Source organism: Gardnerella sp. KA01001 (assembly GCF_049244025.1).
Taxonomy (GTDB): domain Bacteria; phylum Actinomycetota; class Actinomycetes; order Actinomycetales; family Bifidobacteriaceae; genus Bifidobacterium; species Bifidobacterium swidsinskii.
Genome location: NZ_CP058366.1, coordinates 146,031 through 168,622, shown reverse-complemented (window position 1 = coordinate 168,622; position 22,592 = coordinate 146,031). Strand labels below are relative to the sequence as shown.

General features: G+C 43.1%; 20 protein-coding genes and 4 tRNA genes. 23 read left to right on the top strand and 1 reads right to left on the bottom strand.

The window, feature by feature from the left end; all coding sequences use genetic code 11:
• The first annotated feature begins 14 nt into the window (after positions 1-14).
• The 8 genes from hisC to fdxA all read left to right on the top strand — a co-directional run bounded on the left by hisC (position 15) and on the right by fdxA (position 5,452).
• Positions 15-1,112, top strand: coding sequence for a histidinol-phosphate transaminase (hisC, locus tag HXT59_RS00815; RefSeq protein WP_012913814.1), 1,098 nt, complete (start codon positions 15-17; stop codon positions 1,110-1,112).
• 110 nt (positions 1,113-1,222) lie between these two features.
• Positions 1,223-1,304: transfer RNA gene (locus HXT59_RS00810), tRNA-Tyr, on the top strand.
• Position 1,305: 1 nt separating this feature from the next.
• Positions 1,306-1,377 (top strand) — tRNA-Thr (locus tag HXT59_RS00805).
• Positions 1,378-1,381: 4 nt separating this feature from the next.
• A tRNA-Met gene (locus HXT59_RS00800) sits at positions 1,382-1,455 on the top strand.
• A 53-nt stretch (positions 1,456-1,508) separates the two neighbouring features.
• A complete protein-coding gene (rpmG, locus tag HXT59_RS00795) occupies positions 1,509-1,679 on the top strand; it encodes a 50S ribosomal protein L33 (protein WP_004105548.1) in 171 nt (56 codons plus the stop codon).
• Between the two features lie 124 nt (positions 1,680-1,803).
• Positions 1,804-3,075 (top strand): FAD-binding protein, encoded by a 1,272-nt coding sequence (locus HXT59_RS00790; protein WP_012913815.1) that lies wholly within the window; start codon positions 1,804-1,806, stop codon positions 3,073-3,075.
• A 290-nt stretch (positions 3,076-3,365) separates the two neighbouring features.
• Positions 3,366-4,997, top strand: a complete 1,632-nt coding sequence (locus tag HXT59_RS00785; protein WP_064621619.1) for an APC family permease — start codon at positions 3,366-3,368, stop codon at positions 4,995-4,997.
• A 122-nt stretch (positions 4,998-5,119) separates the two neighbouring features.
• Positions 5,120-5,452 carry a ferredoxin gene (fdxA, locus tag HXT59_RS00780; RefSeq protein ID WP_004109733.1) on the top strand — a complete coding sequence of 111 codons (333 nt, stop codon included), beginning with the start codon at positions 5,120-5,122 and terminating at the stop codon, positions 5,450-5,452.
• A gap of 34 nt (positions 5,453-5,486) precedes the next feature.
• Here the strand turns inward: fdxA and dinB are convergent, their stop codons facing one another.
• A complete protein-coding gene (gene dinB, locus HXT59_RS00775) occupies positions 5,487-6,797 on the bottom strand; it encodes a DNA polymerase IV (protein ID WP_064621618.1) in 1,311 nt (436 codons plus the stop codon).
• Between the two features lie 109 nt (positions 6,798-6,906).
• Between dinB and HXT59_RS00770 the strand changes: the two genes are divergently transcribed.
• The 15 genes from HXT59_RS00770 to rplB all read left to right on the top strand — a co-directional run bounded on the left by HXT59_RS00770 (position 6,907) and on the right by rplB (position 22,591).
• Entirely contained in the window at positions 6,907-7,839 is a 933-nt protein-coding gene (locus tag HXT59_RS00770) for an EamA family transporter (RefSeq protein WP_004105538.1), read from the top strand.
• A 112-nt stretch (positions 7,840-7,951) separates the two neighbouring features.
• Positions 7,952-8,038 (top strand) — tRNA-Ser (locus tag HXT59_RS00765).
• 306 nt (positions 8,039-8,344) lie between these two features.
• A complete protein-coding gene (locus HXT59_RS00760; RefSeq protein WP_415685055.1) occupies positions 8,345-11,194 on the top strand; it encodes a peptidase in 2,850 nt (949 codons plus the stop codon).
• 184 nt (positions 11,195-11,378) lie between these two features.
• Complete coding sequence (locus tag HXT59_RS00755; protein WP_004109707.1) at positions 11,379-11,672, top strand: metal-sensitive transcriptional regulator; 294 nt, start codon at positions 11,379-11,381, stop codon at positions 11,670-11,672.
• A gap of 15 nt (positions 11,673-11,687) precedes the next feature.
• Positions 11,688-12,356 (top strand): YigZ family protein, encoded by a 669-nt coding sequence (locus HXT59_RS00750; RefSeq protein ID WP_288231018.1) that lies wholly within the window; start codon positions 11,688-11,690, stop codon positions 12,354-12,356.
• A 10-nt stretch (positions 12,357-12,366) separates the two neighbouring features.
• Positions 12,367-12,993, top strand: a complete 627-nt coding sequence (locus HXT59_RS00745) for a hypothetical protein (protein ID WP_004109701.1) — start codon at positions 12,367-12,369, stop codon at positions 12,991-12,993.
• An 8-nt stretch (positions 12,994-13,001) separates the two neighbouring features.
• Complete coding sequence (gene malQ, locus HXT59_RS00740; RefSeq protein WP_421783913.1) at positions 13,002-15,176, top strand: 4-alpha-glucanotransferase; 2,175 nt, start codon at positions 13,002-13,004, stop codon at positions 15,174-15,176.
• A 260-nt stretch (positions 15,177-15,436) separates the two neighbouring features.
• Positions 15,437-15,886, top strand: a complete 450-nt coding sequence (gene rplM, locus HXT59_RS00735; RefSeq protein ID WP_012913824.1) for a 50S ribosomal protein L13 — start codon at positions 15,437-15,439, stop codon at positions 15,884-15,886.
• A 17-nt stretch (positions 15,887-15,903) separates the two neighbouring features.
• A complete protein-coding gene (rpsI, locus tag HXT59_RS00730; RefSeq protein ID WP_004105525.1) occupies positions 15,904-16,392 on the top strand; it encodes a 30S ribosomal protein S9 in 489 nt (162 codons plus the stop codon).
• 356 nt (positions 16,393-16,748) lie between these two features.
• Entirely contained in the window at positions 16,749-19,454 is a 2,706-nt protein-coding gene (adhE, locus tag HXT59_RS00725; protein WP_421783911.1) for a bifunctional acetaldehyde-CoA/alcohol dehydrogenase, read from the top strand.
• 323 nt (positions 19,455-19,777) lie between these two features.
• The gene (gene rpsJ, locus HXT59_RS00720; RefSeq protein ID WP_003808013.1) at positions 19,778-20,086 is read left to right on the top strand and encodes a 30S ribosomal protein S10; all 309 of its coding nucleotides are present in this window, start codon (positions 19,778-19,780) and stop codon (positions 20,084-20,086) included.
• A gap of 16 nt (positions 20,087-20,102) precedes the next feature.
• Complete coding sequence (gene rplC, locus HXT59_RS00715) at positions 20,103-20,753, top strand: 50S ribosomal protein L3 (protein ID WP_004105519.1); 651 nt, start codon at positions 20,103-20,105, stop codon at positions 20,751-20,753.
• A gap of 5 nt (positions 20,754-20,758) precedes the next feature.
• A complete protein-coding gene (gene rplD, locus HXT59_RS00710) occupies positions 20,759-21,424 on the top strand; it encodes a 50S ribosomal protein L4 (protein WP_012913826.1) in 666 nt (221 codons plus the stop codon).
• A 5-nt stretch (positions 21,425-21,429) separates the two neighbouring features.
• Positions 21,430-21,726: a 50S ribosomal protein L23 gene (rplW, locus tag HXT59_RS00705; protein WP_004105515.1), complete on the top strand. Its 297-nt coding sequence runs from the start codon at positions 21,430-21,432 to the stop codon at positions 21,724-21,726.
• A gap of 34 nt (positions 21,727-21,760) precedes the next feature.
• Positions 21,761-22,591, top strand: a complete 831-nt coding sequence (gene rplB, locus HXT59_RS00700) for a 50S ribosomal protein L2 (RefSeq protein WP_004574091.1) — start codon at positions 21,761-21,763, stop codon at positions 22,589-22,591.
• Position 22,592 lies beyond the last annotated feature (1 nt).

The following is a 22,592-nucleotide window of genomic DNA, read 5'->3' as shown; positions in this document are numbered from 1 at the left end:
TATGATGGAGAAGTATGACATACAAACACCGCAATATTGTAGATACAATTCCTAGCTACAAGCAGGGTAAGCCAGCTCCTAAATTAGACGGCATTCGTGCGTATAAGATTTCTAGTAACGAAAATCCTTATGAGCCTTTGCAAAGCGTAAAAGAAGCGATTTCAAATCGCGCTCTTAATGTAATAAACCGTTATCCTAATATGCGTGGCACAGAAGTTGTTGAAGAACTTGCCAAGCGTTTTGGTGTGACTGCAGACGAAGTCGTGCTTGGTTGCGGCTCTACGGAAGTTATTACGCAGCTTGTTGACTTGGTTGCAGGTCCGGGAGATGAGGTCATATATCCTTGGAGAAGCTTTGAAGCTTATCCGATTATTGTTACGGGTGCTGGAGCTACAAGCGTTAAAATCCCTAATCGTGCAGATGGGTCGCACGATGTGGACGCTATGATTGCGGCTATTAGTGATCGCACGCGTTTGGTTATTTTGAATAATCCTAATAATCCAACTTCTGCTTCACTTAGCGAGGAGGAAGCTCGCAAGGTATTAGATGCTGTGCCAAGCGACGTTCTTGTACTTATTGACGAAGCTTATGTGCAGTTTAACACAGCAAAAGGCACTGCAAATGGCATAAAACTGTACCATGAGTATCCAAATGTAGTTGTTGCTCAAACGTTCTCCAAGGCTTATGGATTGGCAGGTTTGCGCATTGGTTATGGTATTGCTCCGGCTGAAGTCGTAGATGGTATGCGTAAAGTTGCTGTGCCATTTGGAGTGTCTCAAATAGCGCAGGTCGCAGCTTTGGCTTCTTTGGAAGATGACGCAAGCAAGGAGATGAGTACTCGTGTTGCATCTCTTGTTGCTGAGCGTGAGCGCATTCTTGAAGCTTTGCGCGAGCAAGGTTGGAATATTGAAGATGCGTATGCAAACTTCTTCTGGATGCCATTTGGGGCAGATACCGAGCGGGCAACAGAACATTTTATTGCTGCAGGATTGTCTGTTCGCGCTTTTGCTGGTGAAGGTATTCGCATTAGTATCGGCGAGCGCGAGGCTAATGACAGGGTTTTGACAGTTTGCGAAAATTTAAAAAACGAAGGTTTTTCGCTAAATAACTAGCTTTTTGCATAAAAGTTTTGCTTTCGGCGTGTCTTAATCTTGCATTAGTCGCGATTTCGTGGCAAAATAACAAAGTTGCCGTTTGAAGTTCACTTCTTACGGAGACTGCTGGCGGGTTTCCCAAGTGGTCAAAGGGAGCTGACTGTAAATCAGCCGCTTCGTGCTTCAGTGGTTCGAATCCACTACCCGCCACGCCTCGATAGCTCAGTGGTAGAGCACTTCCTTGGTAAGGAAGAGGTCGTGAGTCCGATTCTCACTCGAGGCTCTCTGGCGGGGTAGCTCAGCTGGCTAGAGCGTACGACTCATAATCGTAAGGTCAAGAGTTCGAGTCTCTTCCTCGCTACAACGGCCAGTAGGAGACTGGCTGGCCAATAATGAATTGTAGAGGTGAACGAAATGGCAAGCAAGAGCGCCGACATCCGTCCGGGCATTACGATGGCATGCACGGAGTGCAAAGAGCGTAATTACATCACGACGAAGAATCGTCGCAATACGCCTGATCGTCTTGAGTTGAACAAGTTCTGCCCACGCTGCGGCAAGCATACGCTTCATCGCGAGACTCGCTGAATCTTTAGCTTACTGCGCTCACGATTTTGGCTTGTTCAAGCTTATTGCTAGTTGCGCAGATTTTATGCTTATTACCCCGCTTAATGCGGGGTTTTTGTTATTTATTGCTGTTAATATTTAAACCATGAGTATGCAAGCATCTTTAGTAAATAATCCATCCTTTGCAGATATAACAACTGTTGGCGTAGGTGGCAAAATTGCGCGTTTTATAGAGCCAAAAAGTCGCGTTGCTGTTATTGAAGCGGTAGAAGATGCTGATGAGCTTGGTCTGCCTTTATGCGTTATCGGTGGCGGCTCTAATATGCTTGTTAGCGATGAGAACTTCAATGGTGTTGTTGTGCGAGATGCTAGACGTGATATTCATGTGCTTGATGAAGCAGCACCTTCAGAAGATGGCATTGATTTGCAAAGTGGTGCTCATTTAGTGCATATCAATGCTGAAGCTGGTTGTAATTGGGATGATTTTGTTTCCCATACGATTTCTCTTGGCTTAGAGGGTGTAGAAGGTCTTTCTGGCATACCTGGCACTGTTGGGGCTTCTGTTGTGCAAAATATTGGCGCTTATGGTCAAGAAGTATCTCAAAGTGTTACTTCCGTAGAAGTCTGGGACCGCAAAACAAAATCAACTATGGAGTTGCAGAAGGATGCTTTAAATTTTGGGTATCGCACTTCATTGCTTAAAAAAAGCATGTACTCTTCAGTAGGAGTTCCTGCGGACTCGTATTTTCCTACTCCTCGTTACGTTGTGCTGTCTGTTACTTTTTGTTTGAAACATAATTCAACCGGCATTGTCTCTCATTCGCAATTAGCTAATGCTTTGCACGTAGAATTGGGTGAGCGCATGCAAACAGCAGCAATACGTCGTGAAGTTTTGCGCGTTCGTGCCTCTAAAGGCATGCTTGAGGATGCTTCTCGTTACGATAAGCTGTGGATGCGTGGTACAAAGTGTGCTGAAGGTGTTGAATTTGCTTTGCGATTGCAAAGTGAAGACTATGTTACTGGCGAATTTTTAGAGGGCGATAATATTTACAGTGATCGTCATAGTTGCGGTAGTTTCTTTATGAATCCAATACTTAGTACTAGTGAAGCCGATACTTTGCCAGAAGATGCTCCTAAATTTGATGCAATTATGCAAGATGGATCGCATGGTATAAAAACTTCTGCAGCTTGGCTTATTGACCATGCTGGATTCCATAAGGGTTTTAGGCTTATAGAAAATGGGAAACCTTCGCCTGCGGGGCTTTCTTCATTGCATACTTTGGCACTTACCAATCGTAATAATGCTTCTTGTGACGATATTGCAAATTTGGCAAAAACTATTATCCGTGGTGTGCAAAGTAAGTTTGGTGTAACGCTTATTCCTGAACCTGTTGTAATAAATATTTCTATAAACTGAAAATTTTACGAATATGATGCGTTTTATGCAGTAATATATAAGTTTATTATTTAAATTTTCACAAATAATAAAGGAACACACGGTAAAACTACCGTGTAAGCAATGTTTTGTGTAATATTTACCTACATTATCTATATAAATTTTTTATTTAATTACATTTACAGGAATAAATAAAGAAAAGTAAGTAGAAATTTTATATAGGTGAAGTCGCAACTGTTTCGCAAATTTGTTGATGCGCTTCTGATTGCGGCATACCTTTATACCTATACCTCAACGAAAGTGCGTTTATTATGCAAATATGGAGAAAAAAGTCTGTTGAACAGACTATCGCTGAGACTATGGATGGTGAACGCCATCTTAAACGTACATTAAATGCTTGGGATTTGGCAGTTATGGGTGTTGCTGTCGCTGTTGGTGCCGGTATTTTCTCTGTCGGCGCTCAGGCTGCAGCATTCCATGCTGGTCCTGCTGTAATTATTAGCTTTATTATTGCAGGCATTGTATGCGGTTCTGCTGCAATGTGCTATGCGGAATTTGCATCTATGATTCCAGTTGCTGGATCTGCTTATACGTTTACATATACTACAGTTGGTGAGCTTATTGCTTGGATTATTGGCTGGGATATGATCCTAGAAATGCTGATGGCTGGCTCAGTAATTTCAAAGTATTGGGGCGTTTATCTTAACGATTTAATGAAGCTTTTCGGTTTGAATATGACCACAAGTTTTAACTTAGGTGGTTTCACTATTGATGTTGCTCCGATTATAATCGTTGCATTCTTTACAACTATGCTTGTCCTTGGAACTAAGCTTTCTGCACGCTTCGACGGCGCTTTAACAATCTTGAAGATTGGTATCGTTCTATTCGTGGTTGTTGTGGGCTTCTTCTACATTAAAGCTTCCAACTTTACGCCATTTGTGCCACCTGCAACCGACGCTGCAAGTGTAAAGGGAATAGAAGTCTCTGGGGTTATGGCACAGCCTTTGTGGCAGTGGGTAACAGGCATGCAGCCAGCTGTTTATGGCGTTCCAGGTATTCTTTCCGGCGCGGCTCTCGTGTTCTTCGCATTCATCGGTTTTGATGTTGTTGCAACAACAGCAGAAGAAACTAAGGATCCGCACAAGAACATTCCACGAGGTATTGGTCTTGGATTGTTTATTGTTACTGTTCTTTACATCCTCGTCGCAGTTGTAACAACTGGTATGGTTTCCTACAAGGATTTGGCAAAGCAAGCCGCTCCTTCGCTTTCTACAAGTTTCGAACTTGTGGGTGCTACTTGGGCTGCAAAGATTATTTCCCTCGGTATTGTTATTGGTTTAACAACCGTTGTGATGGTGCTTTTGCTCGGTCTTACGCGCATTATCTTCGCTGTGAGCCGCGATGGCTTGCTTCCACGTAGCTTCTCTAAGGTAAGCAAGCGTGGTATTCCTGCAAGACTTCAGATTGTTGCTGGTATTGTTGTGGCAGTCGTTGCTTCCACTCTCGATATTGGCATTCTTTCCGACATGGTGAACATTGGTACGCTTTCTGCATTCCTGCTTGTTTCTGCTGGTGTGCCGATTATGCGTATGCGCAGACCAGATTTGCACCGTTCATTTAGCGTTCCTGGCAATCCATGGCTTCCGCTGTTTGCAGCGCTTTCTACATTCTGGCTCATGCTTAACTTGTCTGTATTGACTTGGATTCGTTTTGCAGTGTGGCTGGCAATAGGCTTTGCGGTATACTTCGGCTACTCTTACCGCAATTCTTTGCTTGGCAGGCAGTTGCGTAAAGCTAAGCAGCTCGGTGTTCCGGTTGAAACTTTGTTTGCTCAAGATGCTGCTGCTGCAGAGAAGGTAGCTGAAGGAGAAACAGAGGAGCAGGCTCGTGCAGAAGCTCAAGCTGAGGCGACTGCTGCGGCCTCGCAAGATAGTCAAAATTAATAAATTATTTATTTAGCAAGAAGTCGGCATACGGTTATATCGCATGCCGACTTTTTGTGTCATAGACTTTTCAAAAATGTTCTATAATAGAAAAGTTGCATAAAAGCAGAAAGGAGGGCGTTATGCCATATGTAATCGCAGAGCCTTGCGTTGATGTAAAAGATAAAGCGTGTGTAGATGAATGCCCTGTAGACTGCATTTATGAAGGCGATCGAACGCTTTATATTAACCCAAACGAGTGTGTGGATTGTGGAGCTTGTGAACCGGCTTGCCCAGTAGAAGCTATTTTTTATGAAGATGATTTGCCAGAAGACTGGGAGTGGTATCGCGATGCTGCGGTTGATTATTTCGACAAGCTCGGAGATTTGGGAGGAGCTACAGATGCTGGAGCTTCCGGATGGGATGAAGCTCGCGTTGCAGCCTTGCCTCCGCGTTCAGATAAAGCAAGTAATTAATTATTTGCAAAGTATTATTTAATGTGGCGCGAGTTTACAATCCAATGTGGGCAGCGTTGTTGCCGTATTTTTTGCGAACGGCATCTAAAGCGTGTTCTGCGTGACGCAATCTAGTATTTTTATTCATTGTGGACATGATGTTTTGTGTAGGATTTTTAGATTCGCGAGTATTTTCCTCCAGAATATCGTTTAGAGAAGGCTGAAGTGAAACTTTGTTTGCTGGCACAAGATTATTCGCTGTAACACCAGCTAAACGAACTGGGCTTAAAAGCTTTGTGTTATTGCCTCCAAGAATGTAATTATGCACAGTTGGATTAGCTTTAGAAAGCAAAACAACGACATGCTCGTAAAACTCGTGTGTTGAATCAGTTGCGTTTTGCAAAGTAGAAGATCTAGTAACATAATGCAAGTCGCCAAAGCGTAGTTTTAACGTTATAGTGCGTGCCATAAGTTTTCTGTTTCGCAACTGTTGAGTTACTTCGCTGCAGCATTGCTGTAGTAATTGTTTAACAGCATTCTCGTTCGTGGTATCTGTATCAAGAGTTCGCTCAGTTCCAATGGATTTTTCAGGGGCATGTGCAGTCACAGTGCGCTCGTCTATGCCCCTAACTGATTGATATATCATTCTTGCTAAGATTTGCGAACCCGTTATGCGAGTAAGCGTTGCTTCGTCAACATTTTTAAGCGACGCAACAGTAGATAAGCCCCAATCCTCAAGCTTATGTATTAAAGATGAGCCAATTCCTGGTATTGCGCGCAATGGCATTATTGACACAAAATCTTCATTACATTTTTGCGGAATAAGAAGCATTCCGTTAGGTTTTGCGTTAGTTGAAGCCATCTTTGCAATAAGTTTATTGCTGGCAATGCCAACCGAGCATGTAATATGATACTTTTCAAATACTTCTTTTCGTACCCAAGTTCCAATATTTACAGGCGATTTCCACTGTAATAAAGCCGATTTAACATTCATATAGCATTCGTCAACAGAAACTTTTTCAACTTGATTAGTAATATGCAAAAAAATATTTTCAAAAATACTTTTGGAAACGCTTGAATAGTAAGGAATGTCAACTGGCAAGAAAACTCCTTGTGGACAAAGATTTCTAGCTTTAACAACGGGCATAGCGGAATTAACGCCGTAAGCGCGCGCTTCGTAGCTTGCTGCAGAAACAACAGCGCGATTGCCTGTGCCGATAATAAGCGGCTTTCCTTTAAGCTCCGGGTGTCTTGCAACTTCTAAAGAAGCATAAAATGCATCCATGTCGACATGAAGTATGTTACAACCTGAGGTGTCGTGCCCCCAATCACGTTTCGCTGCTTGTACTCTCGGTGCTGTACTCATAAGTTTATAATAGAACAAACGTTCGATTTTATGGAAAAAATTTGTGGATTAAACTAATGTTTTTGTAAAAAAGCGTATGTCGAATCAATATTCATGTAGGGTTGTTGCTATGAAGCAATTTGTCGTCAATCTTTTACATCGCATGCCTGTGCTGCTTATTATCGTCATTGAGGCTTCAATGGTGTATACAGCAACTTCTGTTGCAAAAGTAGCTTTTAGCCAATTGGATCCTCTGTATGCAGTGTGGTATCGCGTAGGATTTATGACATTGTTGCTTTTGGCTTGGAGAAGACCATTTTCTCGCAGCAAACGTAGTCTTTTGCCAAAAACGCTACGAGAATGGGGGATTGTTGCAGCTGTTGGCGTGTCGTTAGTTGCTATGAACACTATGTTCTATGTTGCTATTAGTTGCATGGCTGTTGGTGTTGCGGTAACTATAGAATTCATAGGTCCCTTGCTTGTAGCTGTTATTACAGGTCATGAATGGCGAGAGCGTGTGGGAATTGTGATTGCTGTTTGTGGCATTATGCTGTTAGCTAGCGCTTCTATACATAGTTCAGTAAGCCCGCATTTTCTAATTGGGTTATTCGCCATTCTTGTTGGCGGTTCAATGTGGGGCCTATATATTGTTTCAGGTCGCATGTTGGCAAAAAGTTCGCACGCTATTGATCGTGTAAGTGTTGCAGCTCTTATTGGTTGGCTGTTGCAATCTGTTGTTCTTGCTGTTCCTGCAGTGCAGCATGTTATTTCGCCTAAACCAGAAGCTACTTGGGCTGCTCGCCCTGGTGGTTCTTTTGCTTTACTTGCGTTAATGTTGGTTATTGCAATATGTGCTTCTTTCTTCCCAACTTTGCTTGATCAGGTTTTATTGAAACGTGTTACTTCTGCAAAATACTCTGTTATGCAAGCGTTGTATCCTGCAATCGCGGTTATTATTGGAATGGGATTTGGTGAAATTCCAACATTGACTGATATTGCAGGAATAATTCTTGTTATGTTTGCTGTAGTTGTAACGTTTTCTGGAGATCACAATCCTGTGTAGCACTGGATATTGTTATATTAAATGTTATCTTAAAGTGTGTCGCCAAGCTTGTTTACAGTCCTTAAGAGGTGCTATAGTGTCAATCTGTTGCTGTTATGTACAGTAAACAAGTGGAGTCATGCCTGAGTGGCCGATAGGGGCACCCTGCTAAGGTGTTAGTCGTGTAAGCGGCTCGAGAGTTCGAATCTCTCTGACTCCGCGGATTACTCCGGATTGCTTTTTGCAGTCCGGAGTTTTTGTTTTTTAAAAATCTCCACATGAAAAAATTGGGTAAGCGGCGGGTAAGCGGCAAAAATTTAGGCAAGAGATTTAAGCAAAATTGTGGATTTGTGCATAACTTTTATCCAAATACTACCTTTTAACCACAATACTAAAAAAATATTTACGCAAATCTTTTCTAAAGTCATAGTTGATGCCATGAGCGCTTACTCTAGTGCTCAATGCAAATAGAAAATTATTCTCATAATTCGCTATTGCATTAAGGGTTGGGTTAAAGGAGATTTTTATGGAAACATATTTTGGGAAGCATACTAGTTTTAGTTGTGCGAATAAATTGCGAAACCTCATGAAACAAAAAAATATTCGCAAAATGTTGGCATTGTTTACTTCCGCAGTACTAGTTCCTTCGGTGCTTTGTTCGCAAATTGCTATGGGATCTGTCGATAAATTAACGGGTTATTATTACAAAAAGTCGAATACTGTTGAATGGCTAAGTGAAAAGATTGCAAGGCTAAGGCTCGGTCCTGTTACGGATAAGTGGGAGGGTAGAAAGAATTCTATTTTTTGCATGGAATCTTCCGTGTTTATAGATTACAAAGGCAATATTAAGCAGATGAATGGTGAAGATTATCGTATTGCTGCAAATATTATTAAAACGCACAACAACAATGACGATGATTTAACTCAGGCTGCTTTGGCGTTTATGATTCATAATCATTTTGATATTAATCAAGATAGATGGAAGGAGGCTGTTGAAAACGGATTTGTAGACGTTGAAACAGAAACTTTAAGGAATAAGGCAGATAAGTTGTGGCAGCAGGGTGTTAAAGAAACTCCGGTTAAGGCTGTGCTAAAAAATGATTACACTAAGGGCAAGCGCGTTGGCGTAATGCATATTAGTCTGCAAAATTCTAATGGAGATTCTTTAGGAGGAGTACCTATTAAAGTAAAATCCTCAAATAATCTTATTAAATTTGCTAACGGATCTGAGTCTTTTGAAGGAAAATCTAAAAAAGAAGGTTTAGATATTACTTGGAACGCACTTGATGCTGGAAACGCTCGAATTGAAGTTTCTTTTAACGCTCCAAAAGCTGAACGTTTATTCTCTCCAGATGGTCAAGATGTGATTAGATCTTTTGAAAATACATGGTATCCGCAAGATTTTTCTTTTGGTGTAGAAAAAACTTTCCAGCCGTTACTTAAGTCGAAAATATCAAAGCATGAGCTGCGTGCAGGAGAGCAGGTAGATAGTACTGTAACTAGCAGTGTTGCAGGAAATGATTCTTGGCCAGAAAATGTTCGTCTTCGCGCGCAAGGCTACTATTTTGTAGGTTCAGCTGAAGATATTTTGCATATTCAACAGCGAAATAGTGGTGAATCTGCTAAAGAGTACTTGAATCGCATGCGTTCTATGCCTAATTTGCGCCAAGTTGCTGCGGCTAAAGCTAATTTCTCTAATTCTGGCGAAACTATAACTGCAGTAGCAAAACGCGCTAATGGCGATATTACAGCATCTGATCTTGATAAAGCAGAAGCTTATAAAGTAAATGATTTAGAAGCAGGTTTGTTTGGCACATGGGTTTGGATTATTTCTCGCGATTCTCAGAATAAATCTGACCGAGAGTTTCTGAAAGATGATGTTGTGCAGCTATTTGGTTCTACAGACACTACGGCTGTTCATCAAGCAACTGTGAGCTCAGATATTGCTGCTAAGCAGCAAACTGTTGGGCTTAATACGGAAATTGTTAATGAGATTACTGTAAGAGGTCTTCCTGAAACTTACGGATCTTTTAAGGGAAATAACAGTTACGGCTTTAATGAAGATAAAAAAGCGCATATTCGCGTTTGGTGGGCTGGTGCAGGTAGCGAAAATCCTACTAAAAAAGACAACGAAAATTATATGCCGGGATCTAAAGGCGAGCCGTCTTATCAAGAGCCAAAAGAAGATAATCATCATCGTTTGATTGCTAAGTGGGATGTTCCTGCAGTTAATGGCGTGTACAAGATTGGCAACGGAAATATTACGCTTAGACCTATTGCTGGAACTGATAGGTCTACTACTGAGCCGAAAGTTTTGGAAAATAATGTGCATATTCGCGCTAATAAAAATAGTGAGTCAGGATGGTATGTGTTTGTTTATGATTTTCCTGGTTCTTCACGCGCTTTAGCTCATAAATCCGCGTATGACGGATTGTGGAGTCGTGCCTTAGTTGAACCGGATGTTTTAACTACCCCTGTATCTGTTACAACTAGAGTAAGCGATGAAAAAGTTAAGGCTGGTGAAAAGTTCCACGATAATGCTCGTATTACTGGCACGTTGCCAAAAGGAAGTTACGTAGTGTTTAGTGCATACGAGTATGAAGATGGTAAGGGGAATAAGAGTGATTCTAGTGGAGCTAAATGTAGCGATGCTAAGAATGGTGACGCTAAGAATGGCGATGCTAAGAATGGCAGTGATTCTGAAACTAAGGAGATTAAGAAAGCTAAGGAAGCTAAGGAAACTAAAGAGACTAAGGAAACTGTAATATCTGCTGAAATTGAGAAAAAAATGCCTCAATCTCGCGTAAATATTACAAATAAACAAGCTGAAGAAAGTAAAAAGTCTTCTATTTCTGTAAGTTCTGCAGATATTACATTAGATCATGAAGGAACTGTTTATTGGAAAGCTGAAGTTTACGATGCTCAGGGTAATCCTTTAGCAACTCACGCATTGGGTGTAGAAGGAGAGACTGTGCAAGTTTCCGGCGGTGAGGATCGTTCTAAGAATGATGAAAATGAGGAGAATAATAAAGAAAACAAAGAAAATGTAGAAGAAAATCATAGTAAAACTGGCAGTGATGATTCAACTGATTCGAAAAATGATGTGAATGATAATGCTTCCAATCAACACGACAGCACAAATAGCAACGAAAATGCTAATAAGAATTATGTTAATCGAAGTAATACAATTCCAACATCGCTTGCTGTTACTGGTGCTTCTTCAATAACTGTGATACTTCTGGCTGTTATTACGTTAACCTTTGCTTCAGGTTTATCGTTAGGTCGTTTTTCATCTATAGTTCCTAAGCATGGGAGAATGTCTGGTGGAGCGCGACATGGCGGGATTCCTCCAATGAGGCGTCGGTTAGTGAAATAGCGCATTTTTAATGTAGAATATTTGGCGCGTTAGTCTATTGAGATTTTTTTTGAAGTAGATTAACGCGTCATTTTGCAATAAATAATACGATGATGCATAATATAGATACAACGATTTATTGTACTAATTTATATATGATGTTATAACCTTTATGTGGTTGTGTAATTGATAAATCGGAGTAACGATGAAAAATTATGATATTGATAAAGAAAAACTGATAGTACGCATGCATCGAGTACAAGGTCAGCTTGCAGCAGTCAATACTATGATTGAAAACGATGCGAAGTGTCAAGATGTTCTTATGCAGCTTTCCGCTGCAACTGCTGCTTTACATTCTTTAGCAGTGATAGTGGCAAGGGAACATGTCAATAAAGAAATACATGAATCTGTAAAAATTGGTACCGAAGAAGGTGCCGATGCAGCAATGGAAGATATTTCTGGTATCATTGACAGGTTATTGCGTTACGAAAAAGCGTAGTATTGGTAGTATCTAGTGACTAATTCGCATAATATTCTGCACACTGTTCGTCAATTGCAATCACAGCCTTTCGAGGCTTCTTTCGTAGAGAAAAAATCAGAGTTTATTGGATGCATTTGTCATATTGATAATCTTGACGATGCTGCGGAATTTATGCAATCAGTGCGTTTTAAGAATCCTAAAGCTCGCCATGTTGCGTATGCTGCAATTTGTGGCTCGTCGAAAGCTCAATTGCATGAGCGCATGAGTGACGATGGTGAGCCAACTGGAACAGCAGGAAAACCAATATTAGATGTACTCAGATCGTCAAATTTAACAGATTGTGTAGTAACAGTAACGCGATATTTTGGTGGTATTTTGCTTGGAGCTGGTGGCCTAACCAGAGCTTATGTGCGTGCAGCAAGTATGGCAGTAGAATCTGCGCAAATAGTTGATATTATTACGTGCACTCGTTTTACTTGCAAGTTGCAATATCAACAATTGCGAATGTTGCAGCATATTGTAAGCCAAATGGAAGGCATAATTGACAACGAAATTTATGGTGCTGAAATTTCTCTTAATATTGCTATTCCAACTTTAAAATCACAAGAATTTCTTGATATGGTTCAGAATGCTTTTTCTGGAAACGTTGTGCCGAAAGCAGATGGTACTCTAAGTAATAAGCTGATAGATACTAAGCGTTAAAGGTGATTTCATGGAAAAGACTAATGAAAAAACAAACACTATTGACGATTCATCTTATGAACCTTTAACTGCTGTATATGAGCATTTACGACATAGCGAAGATTCAGCTGAGCTTCATGAATTTGCTAGGAGAGAATTACCGGATCGATCAGACCAAGCGGCATTTTCTAGAGCCACCTCCTTGCTTGAAGCAGTTGCAGGTAATATCAATACTCCAGAAGAAGACCGTATTTATTTAGCTACAGAAATGCCTTTCCCAAACATATTAGTGAAACTTTCTGAAGATTCTGCTGATAAAGTACGTTTGGCTGTTGCTGAAAATAAAAATGCTAAAAATTGGTTAGTTGGAAGACTTACTAAAGATTCATGTAACGCAGTTCGAAATGCTGCATTATGCAATCCAAAAGCTTCTTGGAAAATGCGTTTAGAGGGTGCGCAATCGGATGGCATAAGTGCTGAAACATTGAAATATCTCGCCTCCCTTGGTGTTAGTGCAGAAGAAAACGCTCCAATTGTATTAGCTTCCATGGTACGAAGAGCTGTTGCGCTAAATCCTGGTGTTCCACAAAATGTGCTGCAAGAACTATGCAACGATAAATCTGAAGATGTATCATCAGCGGCGCGCAGTCGTTGCTAACGCGAATAATGGAGCGTATGGATAATACAACAGATGAAGAAGTAGCAATGAAGCCATTACACCGTCTTGCTGAATTAATGGGCGTTGGCGTGAGTTTTATTGGTTCGGATAATCAAAAACACGAGATTCAAGATAACGTATTAGTTTCTGTCTTAAGCGCATTAGGCGTAGATGCTTCCACAAATGAGACAATAGAAAAATCTACAAACGACGTTTTAGCGTATCGACACGGTCGTATTGTTGCTCCAACAGTTTTGCACACTGTTGGCAAATGTGATGAAGTTACAGTTAATACGGGAATATTAGAATACCCAGTTGCAACATTGACATTGGAAAATGGTGAACAATATAAAGGCGATTTAACTATTGTTCCTAACGAAAATGATGTTGCATACCCTGTAAATGGAAAATTTGTTGCAACATCTCTTATAAAAATTCCTGAAGATGTGCCAATGGGTTATCACACATTGCGTGTGACAGTTGGTGAGAGACAAGAAGAAGCAACACTTATTAGTGCTCCAGAAAGCATTGATACGCTGAATTCCTTAGAGCCCAATGGAGAACAGCTTTGGGGATGGATGGCACAACTTTACTCAATCCGTTCTTCAAAGTCTTGGGGTGTTGGTGATTTTGCTGATTTGGCGACTCTTCTTACTGAAGCTAAGCAAAAAACTGGCGCTGACTTTGTGTTAATAAACCCAATGCATGCAGGTGAGCCTATAACTCCGCTTACTCCATCCCCATACCTGCCGGTTGCTCGAGGAATGGTAAACGTAACGTATATTAGCCCAGAAAGTATTCCTGAGTACGAAACGTTAAACGATAAAACTCGCAAAGAAATTGAAAAGCTTCATGGACAGGTTGAGCCGCTTAACAATGACGCGCAAATAATAGACCGTGATTCCATGTGGCGTGTAAAAATGCGTGCATTGTGGCTGATTTTCAAGGCTGGTATGTCTGAAGATCGCGCTCGCATTTTTAATGAGTTTAAGCATGAGATGGGTGACAGGCTTGAATCTTATGCCACTTGGTGCTTGTGCTACGACAAGTGGGGTGCTCCAAAGGGTGACGATTGCTGGGAGAGGACTCTTACTAAGGATTCTGATCAAGTTCGCGAATTAGCTAATCGTTTCCCAGATACTCTTGAGTTTTATCGTTGGCTTGAGTGGGTTGCTTTTACGCAATTGCATGATGCTCAAGTTGCTGCACGTAAAGCTGGTATGAAAATCGGCATTATGTCTGATATGGCTGTTGGCGTGCATCCTGCAGGATCTGAAGTTTGGTGGAATCCGGAGAGATTTGCTAACGGAGCTACTGTTGGCGCTCCACCTGATTACTTCAATCAGCAAGGTCAAGATTGGTCTCAGCCACCTTTGCACCCATTTGAGCTTGAGCGGACTGGTTTTAAAACATACCGAGATATGGTTCATGGAATGTTTGCTTCGGCAGGTGCTGTTCGCATTGACCATATTCTTGGACTTTTCCGCTTATGGTGGATTCCAGAAGGTTCAGCTCCAAGTGGCGGTGCTTATGTTTACTACGATGCTGATATTATGCTTGGCATTTTGGCAATTGAAGCCGCTCGTGCTCACGGTGTAGTTGTTGGCGAAGATTTGGGTGTTTTGCCCGCAAATGCTTTGGAAGTGTTGCGCAAGAAGGCTGTGCTTGGTTGCACGGTTGAATGGTTCGAAGAGCGTGACGGCGAATTCCGTACTCCAGACAAGTGGCGCGAAATGACGCTTGCATCTGTAAATACGCATGATTTGCCTCCTGCTGCCGGCTATTTGCGCTATGAGCAAGTTAATATTCGTGAGCGCTTGCACTTGCTTACTGGTTCTGTTGAAGAATTCCGCGCTGGAGCTGAGGCAGAGCATCGCGCTATGATGCGAATGTTGGTCAAAGGTGGTTATTTGGATGCTCAGTTGCTTGAGGATGAGGATGCTCATACTCAGGAGATTGTTGAAGCATTGTACCGCGCTTTGAAGGCTGCTCCTTCCAGATTGTTGGCTGCTTCTTTGGTCGATGCAGTTGGAGAGTGTCGTGTGCAAAATCAGCCTGGAACGAATGACGAGTATCCGAATTGGCGTATTCCATTAGCTGATGGTGAAGGCAATCCTGTGTCCTTGGATAATATGTTTGATTTGCCTCGAGTGCAGTCGCTTTCTGCGATTATGAATGCATAACATTTTGTGATTTATTTTGTTTGACAATTTGTTTAGCAATTTGTTTTGTATTCGTCTCAGCCTTATATAAAATAGACACTTGCAAGTAGTCGCCACTTGGCGATATACTTGCAGATTGTTGTGTTTCCCTAAGGGGTCCTTCAAAGCGCTTTTCCCACTCGCCATCGAGGACTTTCAGGGAGCCCACGGATTATGAGTAAAATATTTTCTATAAACCAAGAAGATATACGCTCGAAACACAATAGAGAAAAGGTACGATTGTGAAGACTTTCACACCGAAACCAGCAGATTTAACTCATGACTGGTACATCATCGATGCCACTGACGTGGTACTTGGTCGTTTGGCCTCTCAGGTAGCAATCTTGCTGCGTGGTAAGAATAAGCCAACGTTTGCTCCTCATGCTGATTCTGGCAATCACGTTATTATTATTAACGCTGAAAAGATTGCTTTGACTGGCAATAAGTTGAGCAAGGAACTGTATTCCCACTCTGGTCGTCCGGGCGGCCTTCGTCGTGATAGCTATGCAGAGCTTTTGGAAAGGAATCCAAAGCGTATTATCATGGCTGCCGTTAAGGGTATGCTTCCAAAGAATCGTCTTGCTAAGGTGCAGCTTGACCGTCTTCGTGTGTTCACCGGAGCTGAGCATCCGCACACTTCGCAGAAGCCACAGGTCTTCGAGATCGCTCAGGTCTCTCAGCAGGCTAAGTGAGATCAAGGAGAATAGATATGGCAGAAAATAACAACTCCGCGGTTCTTGAGAACGAAGAAGAACTGACTAGCTACACCACTGAAACCAATGCTGGTGCAGGCACTGGTACTTCCGCCATCGAGCCAGGCTACGGCACTGGTCGTCGTAAGGAAGCTGTTGCTCGCGTGCGTTTGGTTCCTGGCTCCGGTAAGTGGACTATCAATGGTCGCACTTTGGAGGAGTACTTCCCATCTCGTTTGTTGCAACGCGAAGTGAATTCACCAATCGTGTTGCTCAAGCTTGAAGGCAAGTTTGATGTTGTAGTCCTCGTTGACGGTGGTGGTACCACTGGTCAAGCTGGTGCTATTCGTTTGGGTGTTGCTCGTGCATTGAATGCTATCGATCGCGATGCAAACCGTGTTGCTTTGAAGAAGGCTGGCTTCTTGACTCGTGACGCTCGCGTTGTGGAACGCAAGAAGGCTGGTTTGCACAAGGCACGTCGTGCACCTCAGTTCTCGAAGCGTTAAGTTTCGCGAATTTATATTTACAAATGGCTCCTGGTTTTGCTGGGAGCCATTTTTGTATTTTTTATTATTTATTAAATTTGTTGAGTAAATGTTATAAATAGTGTGTAATTATCTGTCAAAATTGACATTCTAGAAAAATTTATCTATTAATCGAACATAAATCATTACAAAAAAGAACAAATAACGAACAATAGAGGATAAAGCTCGCTCATAAATAGCGCAACTCGCTTCAAAGATGCGAAAGTACAGCAAAGAGACTAAATTGTGACTTGTATCACATATTTAGCGGTGAATACTAAATTAGTTTGTTCATAAGTCTATTGATACCGCTGGTGGAACTATCGAGGAGGATACTCATGGTTGAGGCACAACACCAAGCCGAAACTGGCAAAACTGCTAGTGCTGATGACATTGCGTTAGCTGCTCAAAATGAAGTTGATAAACTTGTTGAAAAAGCAACTGTCGCTTTGAATGAGTTTGAGAAGCTTAATCAGCAGCAAATTGATCATATTGTTGCTAAAGCTTCAGTGGCAGCGTTGAATAAACATTTGGTTCTTGCAAAGATGGCTGTTGATGAAACAGGTCGTGGTTTAGTAGAAGATAAAGCTACAAAAAATATCTTTGCATGCGAACATATTACGCATTATCTAGCAGGTCAAAAAACAGTTGGTATTATTCGCGAGGACGATGTTCTCGGAATTGACGAAATAGCTGAACCGGTTGGTATTGTTGCAGGCGTCACTCCAGTTACAAACCCAACTTCTACAGCTATTTTTAAGTCGCTTATTGCACTTAAGACTCGTTGCCCAATTATTTTTGGATTCCATCCTTTCGCGCAAAAGTGCTCTTCTGAAGCAGCTCGAATTGTTCGCGATGCTGCTGTGGCTGCAGGCGCGCCAAAAGATTGCATTCAGTGGATTGAGCATCCTTCAATTGAAGCTACTGGTGCATTGATGAAACATCCAAAGATCGCAACTATTCTTGCAACAGGCGGTCCTGGAATGGTTAAGGCGGCGTATTCTTCAGGAAAACCTGCTCTTGGTGTTGGTGCTGGAAATGCTCCTGCATATGTCGATAGTGATGTTGATATTGTGCGTGCTGTAAACGATTTGATTCTTTCAAAGCATTTTGATTACGGAATGATTTGTGCAACAGAGCAAGCAATTATTGCGCATAAGGATGTATATGAGCCATTGCTTCGCGAATTGAAGCACAGGAAAGCATATTTTGTTAACGCTGACGAAAAAGCTAAGCTTGAACAATATATGTTTGGATGCACTGCATATTCTGGAAATACGCCAAAACTTAATTCTGTTGTTCCTGGTAAGTCTCCGCAATATATTGCGCACGAAGCTGGATTTGAAATTCCAGAAGATGCTGTGATTTTGGTTGCAGAGTGCAAAGAAGTTGGCGAAATGGAGCCGCTTACTATGGAAAAGCTCGCTCCTGTACACGCAATGCTTCGCGCAGAAAATAAGGAACAAGGCTTCAAGATGTGTGAACAGATGCTTGTGCATGGAGCTGGTCACACTGCTGTAATTCACACAAATAATCAAGATCTTGTGCGCGAATATGGTGTTCGTATGCATGCTTGCAGAATTGTTTGGAATTCTCCTGGATCTCTTGGTGGCGTTGGAGACATTTACAACGCGATTGCTCCTTCGCTTACTCTTGGATGCGGATCTTATGGTGGAAATTCCGTTTCTGGCAACGTACAAGCTATAAATCTTCTTAATATTAAGCGTATTGCACGAAGGAATAATAATATGCAATGGTTCAAGATTCCGGCTAAAACTTATTTTGAGCCGAATGCTATTCGTTATTTGAGGGATATGTATGGCGTTGAGCGCGCAGTTATTGTGTGCGATAAGGTTATGGAGCAACTTGGCGTAGTCGATAAGATTGTTGATCAGCTTCGTGCTCGAGATAATCGCGTTAGCTTCCGTATTATTGATTACGTTGAGCCTGAGCCAAGCGTTGAAACAGTTGAGCGTGGCGCCGCAATGATGCGTGACGAATTCCAGCCAGACACAATTATTGCTGTTGGTGGCGGTTCTCCAATGGATGCTTCTAAGATTATGTGGCTTATGTATGAGCATCCGGAGATTTCTTTCGCTGATTTGCGAGAAAAGTTCTTCGATATTCGTAAGCGCGCATTTAAGATTCCGCCTCTTGGTAGCAAAGCTAAGCTTATTTGCATACCAACTTCTTCCGGAACTGGTTCTGAAGTTACGCCTTACGCTGTTATTACAGATCACAAGACTGGATACAAGTATCCTATTACGGATTACGCTTTGACTCCAACGGTCGCAATAGTCGATCCTGTTTTGGCTCGTACTCAGCCGCGTCGATTGGCGTGCGATTCTGGTTTTGATGCTTTAACTCATGCTATGGAAGCTTATGTTTCTGTTTACGCAAATGATTTTACGGATGCTATGGCTTTGCACGCTTCGAAACTTATTTGGGAAAATCTCAACGATTCTGTGAATTGTGAAGATTCTCAGCGCAAGATTGAAGCAAAAGAAAAAATGCATAATGCAGCTACTATGGCTGGAATGGCGTTTGGTTCTGCATTCTTAGGAATGTGCCACGCTATGGCTCATACTATTGGTGCTTTGTGCCACGTTGTACACGGTCATACGAACGCAATTTTGCTGCCTTACGTTATTCGCTATAACGGTCAAATTCCGCAAGAGCCAACTAGCTGGCCAAAGTACAACCGCTATATTGCTCTTGAGAGGTATCAGGAGATCGCTAAGAATCTTGGTGTAGATCCTGGTAAAACTCCTGAAGAAGGCGTTGAAAATCTTGCTCGTGCTGTTGAAGAGTATCGAAATGAAAAGCTTGGCATGGACGCTTCGTTTAAGGCTTGTGGCGTAGACGAAGCGTACTACTGGTCGATACTTGACAATATTGGCATGCGTGCTTACGAAGATCAGTGTGCGCCTGCAAATCCTCGTATTCCGCAAATTGAGGATATGAAGGATATTGCTATTGCCGCATATTATGGTGTTTCTCAAGAAGAAGGTCATCGCATGCGTTTGGAGCGTGAAGCGGCGTAATTATTTGCATATCTAGTTAATAATGGCAGAAGCTCAACTAATTGTAGTTTCTGCCATTTTTTGTTGGAAAATAGCCGACACGCCCGGTTTTTAATAATCGAAGGTTGATGGTTTAATTACTTAGTTGCCTGTTTTAAGGCTCGCATATTGTAATTAAAAAAAGCGAGCGCGGAAGCAAAAACTTTGAATCGAAATTTTTTTTGTATGAATAGGTTTCTGATGCCGCGCACTGATGTGGAATTACCCTAGGGGTTTATTCTCGCCGGTGCCCTTGAATTCAGGTTGGTAAACAGTAAACGAATCGCTAGAAAGGGCGGACGGCAATGGCGGGACAGAAAATCCGCATCAGGCTTAAGTCCTATGACCATGAGGTCATCGACCAATCGGCGAAGAAAATCGTCGAGACGGTGACGAACGCGGGCGCCACAGTGGTGGGTCCGGTTCCTCTGCCGACCGAGAAGAACGTGTTTGTTGTTATCCGTTCTCCTCATAAATACAAGGATTCTCGCGAGCATTTCGAGATGCGCACTCATAAGCGTCTCATTGACATCGTAGATCCAACGCCAAAGGCTGTGGATTCTTTGATGCACATTGACCTGCCTGCGGATGTAAACATCGAGATCAAGCTGTAGGAAGGGGGAGAAAGTAATGTCGCAGAATAAGAATCGCACTGCATTGCTCGGCCGCAAGCTGGGTATGTCGCAGGTTTGGGATGAAAACGGCTTCTTCGTCCCCGTAACTCTGGTTGAAGTTGCTACTAACGTAGTTACCGCTGTAAAGACTGTAGAGTCTGACGGTTATTGCGCAGTACAGCTCGGTTACGGCCAGATTGATCCTACCAAGGTGACTAAGCCATTGGCTGGTCATTTTGCAAAGGCTGGTGTAACTCCTCGTCGTCACCTCGCTGAGGTGCGCACCGAGAACGCGGCAGATTATCAGCCAGGTCAGGAATTGACTGCTGAATTGTTCGCTGAGGGTTCTGAAGTAGATGTCACTGGCACTACCAAGGGTAAGGGTTTTGCTGGCACTATCAAGCGTTGGGGCTTCAAGTCCTATCGTCGTACTCACGGCTCGCACAAGAACGAACGTCGCCCAGGTTCTGTGGGCGCTTGCGCAACTCCAAGCCGCATTTTGAAGGGCAAGCGTATGGCTGGTCGCATGGGTCATGTGACTTCCACCGCGCTTAACCTCACCATCGTTTCTTCGGATGTCGAGAACGGCATTCTCGCTATTAAGGGCGCTGTTCCAGGTCCTAAGGGCGCAATCGTTCTCGTCCGTTCGGCAGTGAAGGGAGCCTGATAATTATGGCAAACGTAACTCTGAACGTCACTGATACTAAGGGCAATGCAAACGGAACCGTTGAAGCTCCTGCTGAAATTTTCGGCATCTCCAACGAAGACGTTTTAGCTCACGGTCCACTGGTTCATCAGGTCGTAATCGCTCAGCTTGCTGCTGCTCGTCAGGGCACCCATGCTGTGAAGAATCGTGCTAATGTTTCCGGCGGCGGTAAGAAGCCATGGAAGCAGAAGGGCACCGGTCGTGCTCGCCAGGGTTCCATTCGTGCTCCTCAGTGGGTACATGGTGGCGTTGTTCACGGTCCAGTTCCTCGTAAGTACGATCAGCGCACCCCGAAGAAGATGAAGGCAGCTGCTCTTCGCTACGTTCTTTCGGATCGTGCAAATGCTGGACGTATTGCTGTAGTTGACTTTGGTATTAAGGATGTTCCATCCACCAAGACAGCTGTTGCAGCACTTACTCCTGTGACCAATAACCAATTCACTACTGTTGTTCTTTCTCGTGAGAACATCAATGAGTGGATGTCTGTACGCAACATTCCAACTGTTCACGTGATCTTCGCTGATCAGCTCAACACTTACGATGTTGTTACAGCTCAGTACGTCGTCTTCTCCAAGGAAGGCTTCGAAGCCTTCGTTGCTGCTAAGACCGAGCCTGTCGTTAAGGAGGCCTGATTTAAATGGTCGCAGTCCATAACCCAGCACATGACGTAATTCTTAAGCCAGTTGTTTCTGAAAAAAGTTACGCAGCTTCTGATCGTGGTCAGTACACTTTCGTAGTGGCTCCAGATGCTAACAAGGTTCAGATCAAGCAGGCTATCGAAGAAATCTTCAAGGTCAAGGTGACAAACGTTAACACTTTGAACCGCGCTGGCAAGTTGAAGCGCTCTCGCACCGGTTTCGGCCGTCGTGTGAACCAGAAGCGTGCTATTGTCACCGTGGCTGAAGGTCAAACGATTGACATCTTTGGTAACTGAAGGCTAGCCGAGAAAAGTAAAGGAATACTATATTATGGCTATCCGCGTTTATAAGCCGACGACTGCAGGCCGTCGCAACGCTTCGGTTTCGGATTTTGCCGAGATCACGCGTTCTACGCCTGAAAAGTCGCTGGTACGCAAACTCAGCAAGACTGGTGGTCGTAACTCTTACGGCCGCATGACTTCTCGCCATCGCGGCGGTGGTCACAAGCGTCAGTATCGTCTCATCGACTTCAAGCGTTGGGACAAGGATGGCGTGCCAGCAAAGGTCGCTCATATTGAGTATGACCCTAACCGTTCCGCTCGCATCGCTTTGTTGCATTACGCAGACGGTGAGAAGCGTTACATTATCGCTCCTGAAGGCGTTGCCCAGGGTGATGTTATTGAGACCGGCGCTCAGGCTGATATTAAGCCAGGCAACAACCTGCCTCTGAAGAATATCCCAACTGGTACCGTGGTTCACGCAATTGAGCTTCGTCCACTTGGTGGTGCGAAGATTGCTCGTTCCGCTGGTGCTGCTGTTCAGCTCGTCGCTAAGGATGGTGCTTATGCGCAGTTGCGTATGCCATCTGGCGAAATTCGTAACGTGGACGCTCGTTGCCGCGCTACTGTTGGCGAAGTAGGTAATTCCGATCACGCCAATATCGAGCTTGGTAAGGCAGGTCGCGCACGTTGGCTTGGTCGTAGACCAATCACCCGAGGCGAATCCATGAACCCTGTGGACCATCCACATGGTGGTCGCACCCGTGGTGGTAAGCCACCAGTTTCTCCATGGGGCAAGGGCGAGGTTCGTACACGTCGTCCAAAGAAGGCTTCGAACAAGATGATTGTTCGTCGTCGCCCGAATGGTAAGAACCGCAAGTAAG